Source organism: Bacillus sp. AMCV2 (assembly GCF_056033925.1).
The window spans coordinates 401,751-416,589 of sequence record NZ_JBVYIB010000002.1; the positions used below are offsets into that span (position 1 = coordinate 401,751).

Below are 14,839 nucleotides of genomic sequence, written 5' to 3' on the forward strand. Positions count from 1 at the left end.
CTAGATCCTCCGTCTGCAAAAGATTGTCAAAACCATCCTATCATACTTCAACAAGACTCATATAGAGGAGAAAATAAAAAAACAAAGCCAAGGCGGCTTTGTTTTAGTGTACAGGCGGAGATGCTTTCACAGCGGCTGTCCGCCTTGCCACAGCATAATTCAGCAACTGGATTGACTGGGGCAATGAAAAGCGCAAAATAAGTCCGGTGAGGATGGCGGTCAAGATGGTGCCAAAACCGATCGGGCCGCCCATGCCCCATGCCGCAAACAAAATGGTTAATTCCATGCCGTTCCGCACCCATTGCACATTCCATCCGGTTTTTTCTGTAATCAGCATCATCAGTGAATCACGCGGCCCCGCGCCAAGGCCTGCTGATACATAAACACCGACGCCGTAACCGATTAGCACTACGCCGAGAGAGAAGACGATGATCGAGCCTGTGTAGGTCGAGGGGGCAGGCAGAATGAAATTGAAAAAATCTATAAATACACCAATGAGCACCATATTCAGGAGGGCCCCAATTTTCGGCCAAGCTCTCGTAAACAATGACGTGAATCCGACGATGAGCGCTCCAATAATGATGGACCACTGGCCGACGGTAAGCCCGAAGTGCTGAAACAGGCTGTAATGAAATGCATCCCACGGACTAATGCCGAGTGCTTTTCCTTCTATCGTCAGGGATACACCAAAAGCCAAAATGATCAAACCGGCAAAATAAAATGTCCAGCGCAGAACAAGTTCTTGCTTCACGTGAGGTCCCTTCTTTCGTAAAAATCAGTCGATTGTCATTGTAGCACATCTGACAGAAGGGCGGAATAGGCGAAAGGAGCTCAACAAAAAAACAGGTCCGCCGCGGGCGCCCTGTTTCAGCGTGTTGGAAAACCCTTGCATTCGTTGTCAGGCCTGCGCTTCGGTGCTCACGAATTTAACATTCGCTGTGCTCCAATGCTCGCCCTTCCTAGACTTCAAAGGTTTTCAATCACGCTGAAAATGACAAATCCTAAAACGAAAATCGTTTTAGGATTTTGTCAACAATCTGTAACAGGGCGCAGGCGCCCTGTTTTTCTTATTACAGCGGGTTCAAAATCCGGTTCAAGAACCGCTGTGTCCGTTCTTCTTTTGGTGCGGAGAAAATTTGCTCCGGCGGTCCTTGCTCCACGATAACGCCGCCGTCGATGAAGATGACTTCATCCGCAACTTCCTGTGCGAACTTGATTTCGTGGGTCACGACGACCATGGTCCAGCCTTCATTGGCCAAGTCCTTGATAACCTTCAGCACCTCTCCGACAAGCTCGGGATCAAGCGCTGAGGTCGGTTCGTCAAACAGCATGAGCTCAGGCTGAATCGCCAGTGCGCGGGCGATGCCGACGCGCTGCTGCTGGCCGCCGGAAAGCTGGAACGGATATAAATCCATTTTGTCCTTCAATCCGACTTTATCAAGAAGCTGAATCGCTTCTTTTTTGACTTCCTCTTTGTTTCGTTTTTGCACCTGAACAGGGCCCTCCATCACGTTTTCGAGGGCTGTGCGGTGCGGGAACAGGTGATACGCCTGAAACACCATTCCGGATTTTCGGCGAAGCTTTAGGATATCCGCCTGTTTCACCTTTTTGGAGAAATCGATGGAGAAATCATCAAATGCAAGCTCTCCGCGATTCGGGATCTCCAGAGCGTTCAGGCAGCGGAGCAGCGTCGTTTTCCCTGAACCTGAAGGCCCAAGTATGGCGATGACTTTTCCTTTTTCAATCTTCATATCTATCTTTTTTAAAATTTCATTTTCACCGAATGATTTGTTTAATCCTTTAACGGTAAGCATACTCGGAACCTCCTTATTTGGCCACGTAGCGGTCAAGACGCCGTTCGATGACATGCTGGACGAGTGAGAGCAGGAAGCAGATAATCCAATAAATAAAGGCTGCTTCAATATAGATCACTAAAATTTGATCAAGATTCCGCGCGCCGATTTCCTGGGCTTTTCTGAACAGCTCAGCGACCAGAATTTGAGAGGCGAGGGATGTATCTTTAATCAGGCTGATAAAGGTATTGGATAATGGCGGGATCGACACACGAAACGCCTGCGGCAAAATGACGCGGAACAGCGTTTTTTGATGTGTCATGCCAATTGTGTAGCCGGCTTCCCATTGCCCTTTCGGCACGGATAAAATAGATGCCCGAATGATTTCAGATGCATAGGCGCCGACGTTTAAAGAAAAGGCGATAACTGCGCTTGGAAATGGATCTAATGTGACGTTAAAGGCCGGGAACAGATAGAAAATGATGAACAATTGAACGAGAAGAGGAGTGCCGCGTATTGCGGATACGTATACGCTGAACACCCATCTCAAAGGTCTCACTTTCGACATTCTGGCAAGCGCCGTAATCAGCGCCAGGATCATTCCGAATATAAAGGAAAGAATCGTAAGGGGAATCGTATAGTAGATTCCCCCTGAAAGTATCGGCCAGAATGACTGCTGCACCAGATCCCACGGGATCGCCGTGCCAAGCGTCAATGCCGGCAGATTATTTAGAAACATCTTCGCCGAACCATTTTTTAGATATTTTAGAAAGAGTCCCGTCCTCTTTCATTTCTTTTAATGCTTTGTTGACTTGATCAACAACCTCGCCGCTTCCTTTACGGAACGTGAAATATGTTGACTGAGGATCACCTGTTTCAAACGCGATTTTCACGTTTTTATTGCCAGATGTTTTTAAGTAGTTCAATACGGCAAGCTTATCGTTGTATGTCATATCGACACGGCCTTGCTGGATCATTTGAAGGGCCTGCGCCATGCCTTCAACGCCTTCTACTTTAGCGCCGGCATTTGTAGCTAATTTGTTGTAGTTGCTTGTCAGTGATTGAGCTGACGTTTTTCCTTTTACATCTGCTTCAGACTTAATATCGTTGTTGTCTTTTTTCGTTACGACAACGGCTCTTGATGTTGTGTATTTATCTGAGAAATCATATTTGTCTTCACGATCTGTTTTTCCGACTTGGTTGGCAACAACGTCAAACCGTTTGGAATTAAGGCCGGCAAACATACTGTCCCACTGTGTTTCCTTAAAGTCGACTTTAAGCCCGAGGCGTTTTGCGACTTCTGTGATAACTTCGACATCATAGCCAGTCAGTTTATCAGTGTCTTTGTCGTGGTAAGTGAACGGCTCATATGTTCCTTCCGTTCCGACTGTGAGCACACCTTTTTTCTTAATTGAAGCCCAAAGATCGCCATCTTTGGCATTATCTTTTGACTGATTGTCATTTCCTGCTCCGCAAGCTGCAAGAGCTGCAATACTTACGACCATGAATAAAGCCAATAATGCTTTTTTCATCTTATTCCCCACTTTTCTGGTTGATTTTATTGAAATAAAAAAATAGCTTACAAATCTAAAGGATAACTTTTTTTTAGTATGAGTCAAGTAATTGGTTTTCATAAGGCAAAATCTTTTAAAATAAATCCAAAAATTGCTGTGCCGGTTTAGGCAAATAACTGTCCGTTCTCCACATGACAGCCGGTGTCATAATGAAGGGATTATTTTCGATATGGACGGTGTGAACGTGATTTCTCATATGAACGGGAATCATTGTGACGGGCAAAATAGACGCGCCGAATCCGGATGACACGAGGCTGAGCAAAGTTGCAGAGTCGTGGCATTCACAAACAATGCGCGGCTCCAGGTTCAAACGATGAAATTCATTCATGACCTGATTATAAACGCCTTTTCCGTTGACAGGCCGCAGCAGGATCAGCGGAAATGAAGGAATGTCCTCCATCTTAATGGTGTCTCCGCACGGATATCCGGCTTCATCTGAAAGCACGAGCACACATGGAATGTCATCAAGCTGCTTGAATTGTACTGTGTCACTTTTGATCAGTGTTGTCGTGACCGCTGCATCGATTTGCCGGCTTTCCAGCAGTTCCAACAGTGTTGCGGGCTCATTTTCCCAAATATTAAAGGTGAGATGGGGGTATCTCTCTTTGATTTTTGTTACTTTTTCAAGCATCAGAGCCGCGCAATAAATCGTTGATCCCACGGCAAGTGTGCCGGCTACTTCTTCCTTCAGCTCCTGTACCTCAATGACTGCATCTTCAAACCTATGCAGAATCTCTTTTGCTCTTTTTAGAAAAACAGCTCCTTCATATGTAAGAGTCATTTGTTTTTTCTTGTTCCGGTCAAACAGAACAACACCAAGTTCGTCCTCCAGCTGTTTGAGCTGCCTGCTTAAAGGCGGCTGCGCCATGTGAAGCTTTTTGGCTGCGGACGTGATTTTCTGTTCTTGGGCAATGGTAATGAAGTATCGAAGCTGGCGAATGTCCAAAAGAAAGCGCCTCCTTATCATACCTTTTAGGTATTAAATATAGATTTAATAGATATTTTTCATATGGATATATCAGGAGTATGATTGAAATGAAAGCAGAATTCAAGCGTAAAGGAGGGGGCAAAGTGAAACTCGTTGTCGGAATGACAGGGGCAACAGGGGCCATTTTCGGGGTCAGGCTGCTACAGTGGCTGAAGGCCGCCGGAGTGGAAACCCATCTCGTTGTGTCTCCTTGGGCAAACGTCACGATCAAACACGAAACAGGCTATACCTTACAAGAAGTAGAACAACTGGCCACATACACTTACTCACATAAGGATCAGGCGGCAGCCATTTCAAGCGGGTCGTTTGATACCGATGGAATGATTGTTGCGCCGTGCAGCATGAAATCTCTCGCAAGCATTCGCACCGGCATGGCGGATAATCTGCTGACACGTGCGGCGGATGTCATGCTCAAGGAGAGAAAAAAACTCGTCCTCTTAACGAGAGAGACGCCTTTGAACCAAATACATCTCGAAAATATGCTAGCGCTTACGAAAATGGGCACCATCATTCTTCCTCCGATGCCGGCATTTTATAATCAGCCGAGCAGCTTAGAGGAAATGGTTGACCATATTGTATTCAGAACGTTGGACCAATTCGGCATTCGGCTTCCTGAAGCGAAACGCTGGAATGGGATTGAAAAACAAAAAGGAGGAGCTTGATCATGGCTTATCAAGATTTCAGAGAATTTCTCGCTGCCCTTGAAAAAGAAGGACAGCTGCTTACAGTGAATGAAGAGGTAAAGCCGGAACCGGATTTAGGGGCCGCCGCACGGGCAGCCAGCAATCTTGGCGATAAAAGCCCCGCGCTCTTATTTAACAACATTTACGGCTATCATAACGCGCGAATTGCGATGAATGTCATCGGCTCTTGGCCAAACCATGCCATGATGCTGGGCATGCCGAAAGACACACCGGTAAAAGAACAGTTTTTTGAATTCGCAAAGCGTTATGACCAGTTTCCGATGCCGGTCAAACGTGAGGAAACAGCGCCATTTCATGAAAATGAAATCACAGAAGATATCAATTTGTTCGATATACTGCCTCTTTTCAGAATAAACCAAGGAGACGGAGGCTACTATCTAGACAAAGCGTGTGTTATTTCCCGTGATCTTGAGGACCCTGACAACTTCGGCAAACAAAATGTCGGCATTTACAGAATGCAGGTCAAAGGAAAAGACCGTCTCGGCATTCAGCCTGTCCCGCAGCACGATATTGCAATCCATCTGCGCCAAGCTGAAGAACGCGGCATCAATCTTCCGGTCACCATTGCACTCGGCTGTGAGCCGGTCATTACAACGGCGGCATCGACTCCGCTTCTCTATGATCAATCAGAATACGAAATGGCAGGTGCGATTCAAGGCGAACCATATCGCATCGTCAAATCAAAGTTGTCTGATCTTGATGTTCCGTGGGGCGCTGAAGTGGTGCTTGAAGGTGAGATCATTGCTGGAGAGCGCGAATATGAAGGGCCGTTCGGTGAATTCACAGGCCATTATTCCGGCGGACGCAGCATGCCGATTATTAAAATTAAACGCGTCTATCACAGAAACAATCCGATCTTTGAACATTTATACTTAGGCATGCCTTGGACAGAATGCGATTACATGATCGGCATTAACACATGCGTGCCGCTTTATCAGCAGTTAAAAGAAGCGTACCCGAACGAAATTGTGGCAGTGAACGCCATGTACACACACGGTTTAATCGCGATTGTTTCCACAAAAACCCGCTATGGCGGATTTGCGAAAGCGGTCGGCATGCGTGCACTCACAACGCCGCACGGACTTGGCTATTGCAAAATGGTCATTGTCGTTGATGAGGATGTCGATCCATTCAACCTTCCGCAGGTCATGTGGGCGCTTTCGACCAAAATGCATCCGAAACACGATGCGGTCATCATTCCGGACTTATCTGTCCTGCCGCTTGATCCGGGATCCAATCCATCAGGAATCACTCACAAAATGATTCTTGACGCCACTACACCGGTTGCGCCGGAAACAAGAGGCCATTATTCACAGCCGCTTGATTCTCCGCTAACAACGAAAGAATGGGAACAAAAACTAATGGACTTAATGAATAAATAAGGAAAGGATGTTCGAAATGCATACATGTCCTCGATGTGACTCAAAAAAGGGAGAAGTCATGAGCAAATCGCCTGTAGAAGGCGCATGGGAAGTTTATCAGTGCCAAACATGCTTTTTTACATGGAGATCCTGTGAACCGGAAAGCATTACAAATCCCGAAAAATACAATCCAGCGTTTAAAATTGATCCAAAGGAAACAGAAACAGCAATTGAAGTTCCGGCGGTGCCGGAACGAAAGGCTTGATCCGCGTGAACTGTATGTCAGACCGTCTCTTTGAGCTGCTTGACGGGAGCTGCCTGAATGAGAAGCAGCATGAGGCCTTCGTTCTGCAAACAGTATCAGAGGATGGCTGGCCGCATGCCGCTATGATCAGTGCAGGTGAAATCATCGCGCTGAGCCGAACTGATATCCGAATCGCTCTGTGGAAAAACACAATGACTTCGGCCAACATCCTTCGTACAGGAAAAGCACAGTTCACGGCATGGTGGAAGGGAGCGGCCTATTATGTAAAGCTTGAATGCGCGCCTTTACCGCCTTTGAAAGATGCCGAATATGATAGAGACCGTTTTTCCTGCCGCATCGTTTCAGTGAAGGAGGACGTTGCGAAATACGCTGATTTGACTTCTGGTGTCCGTATACAGCTTCATAGCGCTGAAGAGGTGCTGGGCAGATGGGAAAAGACCCTGGAAGATTTAAAGCGGTAATATCGATAGCCTGACGCAATGCGTCAGGCTTTTTTTATATAATGAAAACAAAGGGGGCGTGAAAAATGGAACGTGCGGGGATCTGTCATTCGGACGGCTTTGATTTAGCTTATCGAATTGAGGGCGAGGGTGCACCCATCCTTGTGATCGGGAGTGCGGTTTACTATCCGCGCCTTTTTTCCTCAGATATCAAACAGAAATATCAATGGGTCTTTGTCGACCATAGGGGATTTGCTAAGCCTAAGCGGGAGCTTCGTGCGGAGGATTCGAGGCTTGATGCCGTCTTGGCTGATATCGAAAGGATGAGAACATTTCTTCAGCTTGAGGATGTTACTATCCTGGGACATTCCGGGCACGCTTTTATGGCTTTAGAGTATGCCAGGACATATCCCAAACAAGTTCGGAAGGTGGCGCTCTTCAATACTGCGCCTGATAACAGTGAAGAAAGACAGCGAAAAAGCGAATCATTTTTCATGGAAGCAGCCAGTCTTGAGAGAAAGAAACGCTTTGAAAAAGACATCGCGAATTTGCCGCAGGACATCGACAAAGATCCTGAAAGGCGCTTTGTGCACATGTGTATTCGCGCTGAAGCGAAAAGCTTTTATCAAGAGCGGCCGCATGCAGCTGCCTTATGGGACGGTGTATTCACGAATATGCCGATCATTGATGAATTATGGGGCAATACATTTGCCCGGCTTGATCTTATTCAGCGGTTAGCTGATGTTCGTATGCCGGTGTATATTGGATTAGGGAGATATGATTATTTGGTTGCGCCCATTTCGCTATGGGATGCAGTTGACGGTTTATATCCCCATGTGGATAAGGTTATTTTTGAAAGGAGCGGCCATCAGCCGATGCTGGAAGAACCGGAAGCCTTTGATCAAAGCTTCGGCAAATGGCTGGATCAATAAAAAAACAGCCCGCAGATCAAAATCCGCGGGCTGTTTCTGATTATAAGACCCCTTTCATCGCGCGTTTGATCATCGGCGAGAGCAGCAGGAGAATGCCGCCAAGAACGATAGAAATCAAACCGATGGTGCCGAAGTACATTGTTTCAGGAATTTTATCAAACAATCCGGCTACTTGGGCATTGATCGCTTGGGCTGCTGCGTTAGTCAGAAACCACATACTCATTGTCTGTGCAGAGAATGCAGCTGGCGCCAGTTTCGTTGTTACGGATAAACCGACTGGAGACAGGCACAGCTCTCCAAGCACGACAAGCAGGAAGCTGAGAACGAGCCAAAGCGGGCTTACGAGTGCTTCTTTTCCTTGCATAGCAGGGAATACCATAATGATAAAAGACAATCCGGCTAAAATAATTCCGATTGAGAATTTAACTGGTGTAGACGGCTGGCGTTTGCCAAGCTTCATCCAGAGCCATGCGAATATTGGCGCAAAAATGACAACAAACAATGGATTTAATGATTGGAACCATGATGACTGAAGTTCGAATCCGCCCAATGAAAGTCTAATGCGTTCATCAGCGTATACCGCAAGAATGGTCGCCCCCTGTTCCTGAATGGCCCAGAACATGACAGCACCGATAAACAAAGGAACGTAAGCGGCAAGACGGGATTTTTCTGTGCTGTCCGCTTTTTTGCTTGTAAACATGATGATGAAATAAATGACAGGAATCAAAATACCGAGAATACTTACAAGGTCGATAAAACGATTGATCGTCAGCACGCCTGTTTGTACAGAGATAATCACTGCGATCGCCACGATGATAACACCGATTCCGGTGCCAATCGCAGATTTTTTAGACAGCGGATTCGGCACATTGGAACCTGCAAGCCCGAGGTTTTTCTTCCTTGTCAAAGCAAATACGATAAGTCCGAGAAGCATTCCGACCGCGGCAGCTCCGAAGCCGAGATGATAGTTGTACTTCTGTCCGAGTGTTCCGACAATTAATGGCGCAAGTAAACCACCGAGGTTAATCCCCATGTAGAAAATACTGAAACCTGAGTCGCGGCGCGGGTCTTCTTTCGTGTAAAGATCCCCAACCACGCTTGAAACGTTTGGTTTTAATAAGCCTGTTCCGACAATAATAAGCACCATGCTGATATAGAATGCGATCGCGCTGCCCGGATAGGCGAGTGCAATGTGGCCGAACATAATGAATATGCCGCCGTAAAACACGGTGTTTGCGGTACCGAATACCCGGTCAGCGAGCCATCCGCCAATAATAGTGGACATGTATACGAGTGATCCGTAAATCGACATAATGGCAACCGCAGTGCCCTTGTCAAAGCCGAGCCCTCCGTTTACCGTCTCTGTATACAAATAGTAAAGTAAGATTGCTCTCATTCCATAGTAAGAGAAACGCTCCCAAAATTCGGTGAAAAATAGTGTAAATAGTCCTCGCGGGTGACCAAAGAACCCTTTTTGCGGGACGCTTTTAATGATACTTTCGTTATCAATCGAAGCCATGTCAGCCAAACCCTTTCTAAAAAAAGTGTATTATAAAAATCATATTCTTATATAATACTTGTGTCAATATAATTTATACTCATTTCAAATAGTTCCATATTGGAAAAATTATAAATACCTAAAAATAGTGATTTCCTCCTAATTTTTAAACTTTTTATCGTGAGATTTTCTTACATAACTCTTCCTTTATATTTTTTTAATAAAATTTTAGAGAAATGTACAAGCAGATCGGGCCTTTGTGAGTAACATGATAGTAATCATAGAGAAGGAGGCTCGCAATTGGCTGAATTCATATTAAATGCAGCGGATTTCGGTGTTCCTGGAGATGGTAAAACGGATTCGACAGAACGGATTAATCAGTGCCTCAGTACAGCTGTATCGAAAGGCTATCATACTGTCTGGTTTCCAAAGGGAACATATTTAATAGACGGAACGCTTGGCGGAGATCTTAATCAGAAGTTTCGAAACGCGGGGATCATTGTTCCCGGCAACCTTGAGATTATGATGGACCCCGAATGTATCATGAAAGTGATACCGAATAGTTCGTGGGGTTATTCCGCATTTTATGTAGGCAAGCAAGAGAATATAACCATTTCCGGGGGACAAATTATCGGCGAACGGGATGAGCATACGTATGCTTCGGCGGGGATAAGATCAACCCATGAATGGGGCTTTGGCATATGTATTGAAGGATGCTCGAATGTTGTCATTGATGATGTGAAAATTTCTGATTTTACCGGCGATGGGATCATAGTCAGCCCAAGGGGATTAAAGACCAATCAAGACTATCGAACGTCAGAGCAAATTATCATCCGCCGCTGTGAGGTTCGGCGGTCGAGGAGAAATAACATTTCCATTACCGGATGTGACATGGTCACGGTGGAGGAATGCTTGATTGAAGATGCCGGAACGGGGAATGGAACAGCCCCGAAATTCGGAATTGACATTGAAGGATATGGCGAAGGTGACGTTGATTATGAGGAACCGATTAATGTATCAATTCGCAATAACCACTTTGTTGGAAACGTTTCAAGTTCTGTGACCAATTTTAACGGGTATGGCATTTTAATAGAAGGAAATCACTCAGACAATACAATCAGCTACGGATATGGGACGCAAACAGTGATCAAAGGAAATATACTGAGACGCCCTGAAGACGCGGCGGCTGCGCCAAGAGTCGGGATAACCGGACTCGGTGTATCACAAGGAAAAGAGTCCAGTGATGCAGTGATCGCTGGCAACCTCATTACCGGATTTTCAACAGGAATTGATGTCAGGGGAAAGAGCGTTCTTGTGACGAACAACAAAATCAGCAACTTTGAAAACACAGGGATATTGGTTTATCAGTCCTCCGACGTAAAGGTAGACGGAAACCAAATTCAAAACGGACTGTCTGAAACAAGGCGCAGCATCGGTCTTCGCGCAGTGCTGTCAGATGACATCGCTTTTCTGAATAACTGTCTCATTCAAGTCGTTGACGGTGTGAACGTTTCCGGCGGCAATATGATCATTAAAGATAATCTCCTGAGAAAATTCAGCCGGGGCATTTGGATTGCTCAAGGGAACGCGGTGATTGAAGGGAATACACTGAATCCTGATGCGTTTGAAGTAGTGCCGGAATCATATTCTGTTTCCGTCACAAACAATGCCGGCGCTATCATCAAAAACAATACATTTAAAGAGTTCAAAAATTACCCCATTTATTGCTCCACAAGTGCAAAAACCTCAATTATCGGCAACCACTTAGAGAGATCTCCGCTTTTGGTCACCATCTATATCAGCGCCGGTGTGCATGAGATTTTTGATAATACCATTTCAGTCAACAGAACAGCCGGGAATCCGATTGTGATTTATATCAATGGCTCGGCAGGCTCTATCATCTCAGGAAACACCATCAATAACCTCTCCGCGGGCACTGCGATAGCTATTCAAACAAACACGGCAACCAATTCTAAAATCATCGGCAACCGCATTTTTAAAGGGACCATCAACAAACACAGCAGTGACACAATAGACGGCAATATTATTGTCTGAAAAAAGCGCCCCCTCTAGGGGTTCTTTTTTTTCGATTTATAGATCACGTACATTTCTCTCACAAGTACTAAAACAAAAAATAAAAGCACGACCCATTCCGCAAATGTTGTCATCTTAAAGCTGGACATATTGTTATAAATGGCTTTTGTTAAACTGAACCCTTGAAGCATGTCCATCAATACAGAAATAGCTAATAAACAAATTAATATAACTCCTGTCACGCCCAATATCTTCATGCTTCATCATCCTCCGTTTTTAGTGTCTATCGTTGGCGGAGAAGTTATACCGCATCTAAACCTAATGCATAATCTCAATTTTAAAAGGAAGAATATGAGAAAACGACAAGGAAAGGTATTTGTGTATGCCTTTATTTTCTAAGCAAAAGAACAATACCGATGCAAAAGACAAGCAGAATACAGACGAAAGGAATCAGGAACAGCAGCAAGAAAAAGAATGGCCGGTTCTCATTTCTCCAAGTTTGGCAAAGAATATAGCGGAAACGAAAAAGGAAGTCGGAAGCAGCTCTGACGTCATCATTCGTGAGATTAAAATCGGGGAGCAGGATCATGTCCATTTGGCTGTTATTTATATTGCAGGCCTGGTCGATAATAACACAATCCATGAGTCGTTAATCGATCCTTTGGTACAGGATGAGTCTATCCAGAATTCCCATGCGATCCAGCAAATTCTTGAAAAAACGCTCCCCCTGGGCGGAGTGAAAGCGGAAAAGAGCTGGGGCAAGCTTTTTTCCGAGTTAATGCTCGGCAATGCGCTCGTTTTTGCAGATGGCTATGATGAAGCTTTGATTTGCAGCACTCAAGGGGGAGAGCAGCGCTCCATCCAAGAGCCGAGCACCCAGGTGTCATTCCGCGGCCCGCGCCAAGGGTTTACAGAGTCTCTGCAAACCAATATTTCCATGATCCGGCGATACATTAAAAATCCGAATTTATGGGTTGAAAAAATGAAAAAAGGTTCTGTTACGAATACGGATATCGCTCTCATGTACATTCAAGGAATATGTGATGAAAAGGTGCTGAAGGAAGTGAAACAGCGCCTAGAAAAAATAGATATTGACAGTATTTTGGAATCTGGATATATTGAGCAGCTGATTGAAGATGAAACCTTTACGACATTTCCGACCATGTATCATACAGAACGTCCTGATGTTGTAGCGGGAAATCTGTTAGAAGGAAGATTCGCGATAATTGTGGATGGAACACCGTTTGTGCTTATTGCTCCGGCCTTATTTGTTCAATTTTTTCAGTCTGTTGAGGATTATTATTCACGTTTTGACATTGCGACAAGCATACGGATTCTTCGTGTTTTAGTCTTTTTCATTTCGCTTGTGGCTCCGGCTGTATACGTGGCAGCCACGACGTTTCATCAAGAAATGATACCGACTCAGCTGTTAGTGGTCATTGCGGCCCAGCGGGAAATTGTTCCGTTTCCGGCTGTTGTGGAGGCGCTGACGATGGAGGTTGCTTTTGAGATTCTGAGGGAAGCGGGAGTCAGGCTGCCCCGGGTTGTCGGCTCGGCAGTGTCAATCGTAGGCGCGCTCGTAATCGGCCAGGCTGCCGTACAGGCTGGCATCGTCTCCCCGGCAATGGTTATTGTCGTTGCACTCACCGCGATTGCGAGCTTCGCAACACCTGCGTTCGCGATGGCCATTTCAGCCCGGCTTATTCGGTTTATTTTTATTATTGCCTCAGCTGTTTTGGGTTTTTACGGGCTGATTTTAGGGATCATTATGATGTTTGTCCACTTATGCAGTCTTCGTTCATTCGGCGTTCCATATATGTCGCCGCTTGCACCTTTTTCTTCACAAGGCGTAAAGGACGCGCTTTTCCGTGTTCCGTGGTGGGCCGATGAAAAAAGGCCGGAATCGGTCAGTAAGGAAGATAAGGTGCGGCAGGGGCAAGATCAACGCCCAGAGCCGGCCGCTTCACGAGGAATGGTGAACAAAGATTTGGAAGAAGGGGATCAGAATGGTACGTAAATGTCTATTAGCCGTTCTCATGATTTTGAGCGTCATTGTGCTGCCCGGCTGCTGGGATAAGCGGGAACTGACAGATCTTGCGATTATCTCGGCAATTGGCATCGATCGGACAAACGAAGGCAACTACGTGCTGCATCTTCAAATTATCAATCCCGGAAATGTCGCCGGCGGGCTTCAGGGAGGCGGTGCTGGAGACAGGCCGCCTGTATCTGTCTATTCGATTGAAGGCGACAATTTGACGGAAGCACTCAGAAAAGCCTCCATGAAGGTATCGCGGCGGCTTTATTTTGCCCATACCAACCTGGTCGTAATCAGCGAAAAGCTGGCGAAAGAGGAAGGGCTGGATTTTGTATTAGACAATCTTGACCGGGACACGGAATTCAGGACAACGGCGACCTTCGTCGTTGCCCATAAAACAAAAGCAGAAAATATCGTGAAAATCCTGACTCCGATTGATAAAATTCCGTCAAACAAAGTCAATAAAACACTCGATTTCACGGAGGCGCAATACGGACGGGTGGTCAAAACCAATATTCAGGACGTTTTGAAAACACTTGCCAGCGACACAAGGGCACCGATTATTCCGGGTTATTTGATGATTGGCGATGATAAAAAAGGAGTCAGCATGGAAAACACGCAGGCGACTGACCCGAAAGCCATTCTTCAGGCAGACGGTTTGGCGGTTTTTGATAAGGCCGGGTATTTAAAGTATTGGATTGAAGATGATGAAAGCGTGGGGGCAGTCTGGCTTATGAATAAGGTCCAGCATACGTTTATTAATGCTGATTGGGGCAAGACGAAAGATGCGGTCAGCTTGCAGGTTACCCATCAAGATACAAAGCTGGTACCTGGTATGCGGAACGGACGTCCGCACATCCATGTGAAAGTGACGGTTGAAGGAATTATAGATGCTGTCAAATACCCTTTCCAATTGTCTAATCCGAAGGTGCTGGCCGCTATTGAAAAAGCGCTCAACAAAGAGCTTGAAAAGGAAATCAGCCATACTGTGAAAATGATCAAGAAGAATAAGATAGATTTTGTCGGTTTTGGTGACACGATATATAGAAAGTATCCGGAGCAGTGGGAGAAAATGAAGGACACATGGGACAAAGAATATTTGCCCGAACTGCCTATCGATGTGAAGGCCGAGACGTATATCAGAAGAACGGGATTGCGAAACAATCCGATCAAACACCAGTTTAAAGATGATTAGGTCTGGAGAAAGGGGAAGTG

General features: G+C 45.8%; 15 protein-coding genes. 8 read left to right on the forward strand and 7 right to left on the reverse strand.

Going from position 1 to position 14,839, the window contains the following annotated elements; translation table 11 throughout:
* Positions 1–103: 103 nt before the first annotated feature.
* The 5 genes from AC0OMA_RS02080 to bsdA all read right to left on the reverse strand — a co-directional run bounded on the left by AC0OMA_RS02080 (position 104) and on the right by bsdA (position 4,313).
* A complete protein-coding gene (locus AC0OMA_RS02080; RefSeq protein WP_003234545.1) occupies positions 104–751 on the reverse strand; it encodes a YczE/YyaS/YitT family protein in 648 nt (215 codons plus the stop codon).
* Between the two features lie 319 nt (positions 752–1,070).
* Positions 1,071–1,814 carry a cystine ABC transporter ATP-binding protein TcyC gene (gene tcyC, locus AC0OMA_RS02085; RefSeq protein ID WP_047182080.1) on the reverse strand — a complete coding sequence of 248 codons (744 nt, stop codon included), beginning with the start codon at positions 1,812–1,814 and terminating at the stop codon, positions 1,071–1,073.
* A 13-nt stretch (positions 1,815–1,827) separates the two neighbouring features.
* Positions 1,828–2,532 carry a cystine ABC transporter permease TcyB gene (tcyB, locus tag AC0OMA_RS02090; RefSeq protein WP_003234541.1) on the reverse strand — a complete coding sequence of 235 codons (705 nt, stop codon included), beginning with the start codon at positions 2,530–2,532 and terminating at the stop codon, positions 1,828–1,830.
* Positions 2,519–3,325 carry a cystine ABC transporter substrate-binding lipoprotein TcyA gene (gene tcyA, locus AC0OMA_RS02095; protein WP_015382752.1) on the reverse strand — a complete coding sequence of 269 codons (807 nt, stop codon included), beginning with the start codon at positions 3,323–3,325 and terminating at the stop codon, positions 2,519–2,521. The genes tcyB and tcyA overlap by 14 nt, the downstream gene beginning before the upstream one ends.
* Positions 3,326–3,440: 115 nt before the next feature.
* Entirely contained in the window at positions 3,441–4,313 is an 873-nt protein-coding gene (gene bsdA / locus AC0OMA_RS02100) for a transcriptional regulator BsdA (RefSeq protein WP_309529874.1), read from the reverse strand.
* Between the two features lie 89 nt (positions 4,314–4,402).
* On the opposite strand from bsdA, the gene AC0OMA_RS02105 reads away from it, so the two are divergent.
* From AC0OMA_RS02105 to AC0OMA_RS02125, 5 genes are all read left to right on the forward strand, one after another.
* Positions 4,403–5,017 (forward strand): non-oxidative hydroxyarylic acid decarboxylases subunit B, encoded by a 615-nt coding sequence (locus tag AC0OMA_RS02105; RefSeq protein WP_014478815.1) that lies wholly within the window; start codon positions 4,403–4,405, stop codon positions 5,015–5,017.
* Positions 5,018–5,019: 2 nt separating this feature from the next.
* Positions 5,020–6,441 (forward strand): phenolic acid decarboxylase BsdC, encoded by a 1,422-nt coding sequence (bsdC, locus tag AC0OMA_RS02110; RefSeq protein WP_003234529.1) that lies wholly within the window; start codon positions 5,020–5,022, stop codon positions 6,439–6,441.
* A gap of 16 nt (positions 6,442–6,457) precedes the next feature.
* Complete coding sequence (gene bsdD / locus AC0OMA_RS02115) at positions 6,458–6,685, forward strand: phenolic acid decarboxylase subunit BsdD (RefSeq protein WP_010886405.1); 228 nt, start codon at positions 6,458–6,460, stop codon at positions 6,683–6,685.
* Entirely contained in the window at positions 6,682–7,146 is a 465-nt protein-coding gene (locus AC0OMA_RS02120) for a pyridoxamine 5'-phosphate oxidase family protein (RefSeq protein ID WP_015482788.1), read from the forward strand. The genes bsdD and AC0OMA_RS02120 overlap by 4 nt, the downstream gene beginning before the upstream one ends.
* 65 nt (positions 7,147–7,211) lie before the next feature.
* Complete coding sequence (locus tag AC0OMA_RS02125; RefSeq protein ID WP_327830917.1) at positions 7,212–8,057, forward strand: alpha/beta hydrolase; 846 nt, start codon at positions 7,212–7,214, stop codon at positions 8,055–8,057.
* 40 nt (positions 8,058–8,097) lie between these two features.
* On the opposite strand, the gene AC0OMA_RS02130 is transcribed toward AC0OMA_RS02125, so the two are convergent.
* Positions 8,098–9,576, reverse strand: coding sequence for a peptide MFS transporter (locus AC0OMA_RS02130; protein ID WP_015482789.1), 1,479 nt, complete (start codon positions 9,574–9,576; stop codon positions 8,098–8,100).
* Positions 9,577–9,855: 279 nt separating this feature from the next.
* Between AC0OMA_RS02130 and AC0OMA_RS02135 the strand changes: the two genes are divergently transcribed.
* Positions 9,856–11,610 carry a right-handed parallel beta-helix repeat-containing protein gene (locus AC0OMA_RS02135; RefSeq protein WP_474221853.1) on the forward strand — a complete coding sequence of 585 codons (1,755 nt, stop codon included), beginning with the start codon at positions 9,856–9,858 and terminating at the stop codon, positions 11,608–11,610.
* Between the two features lie 14 nt (positions 11,611–11,624).
* Here the strand turns inward: AC0OMA_RS02135 and AC0OMA_RS02140 are convergent, their stop codons facing one another.
* Positions 11,625–11,846 (reverse strand): YczF family membrane protein, encoded by a 222-nt coding sequence (locus AC0OMA_RS02140; RefSeq protein WP_014475793.1) that lies wholly within the window; start codon positions 11,844–11,846, stop codon positions 11,625–11,627.
* Between the two features lie 125 nt (positions 11,847–11,971).
* Between AC0OMA_RS02140 and gerKA the strand changes: the two genes are divergently transcribed.
* Both gerKA and gerKC read left to right on the forward strand, forming a co-directional pair.
* Positions 11,972–13,606 (forward strand): spore germination protein GerKA, encoded by a 1,635-nt coding sequence (gerKA, locus tag AC0OMA_RS02145; protein ID WP_474221854.1) that lies wholly within the window; start codon positions 11,972–11,974, stop codon positions 13,604–13,606.
* Positions 13,596–14,819 carry a spore germination protein GerKC gene (gerKC, locus tag AC0OMA_RS02150; RefSeq protein ID WP_181218238.1) on the forward strand — a complete coding sequence of 408 codons (1,224 nt, stop codon included), beginning with the start codon at positions 13,596–13,598 and terminating at the stop codon, positions 14,817–14,819. The genes gerKA and gerKC overlap by 11 nt, the downstream gene beginning before the upstream one ends.
* Positions 14,820–14,839 lie beyond the last annotated feature (20 nt).

Excerpts from the sequence above, each read along its gene's own strand:
- tcyA (WP_015382752.1), bottom strand. The coding sequence starts at position 3,325 with ATGAAAAAAGCATTATTGGCTTTATTCATGGTCGTAAGTATTGCAGCT.
- bsdD (WP_010886405.1), top strand. The coding sequence starts at position 6,458 with ATGCATACATGTCCTCGATGTGACTCAAAAAAGGGAGAAGTCATGAGC.
- AC0OMA_RS02140 (WP_014475793.1), bottom strand. The coding sequence starts at position 11,846 with ATGAAGATATTGGGCGTGACAGGAGTTATATTAATTTGTTTATTAGCT.
- tcyB (WP_003234541.1), bottom strand. The coding sequence starts at position 2,532 with ATGTTTCTAAATAATCTGCCGGCATTGACGCTTGGCACGGCGATCCCG.
- AC0OMA_RS02130 (WP_015482789.1), bottom strand. The coding sequence starts at position 9,576 with ATGGCTTCGATTGATAACGAAAGTATCATTAAAAGCGTCCCGCAAAAA.
- bsdC (WP_003234529.1), top strand. The coding sequence starts at position 5,020 with ATGGCTTATCAAGATTTCAGAGAATTTCTCGCTGCCCTTGAAAAAGAA.
- gerKA (WP_474221854.1), top strand. The coding sequence starts at position 11,972 with ATGCCTTTATTTTCTAAGCAAAAGAACAATACCGATGCAAAAGACAAG.
- AC0OMA_RS02105 (WP_014478815.1), top strand. The coding sequence starts at position 4,403 with ATGAAAGCAGAATTCAAGCGTAAAGGAGGGGGCAAAGTGAAACTCGTT.
- AC0OMA_RS02125 (WP_327830917.1), top strand. The coding sequence starts at position 7,212 with ATGGAACGTGCGGGGATCTGTCATTCGGACGGCTTTGATTTAGCTTAT.
- tcyC (WP_047182080.1), bottom strand. The coding sequence starts at position 1,814 with ATGCTTACCGTTAAAGGATTAAACAAATCATTCGGTGAAAATGAAATT.
- gerKC (WP_181218238.1), top strand. The coding sequence starts at position 13,596 with ATGGTACGTAAATGTCTATTAGCCGTTCTCATGATTTTGAGCGTCATT.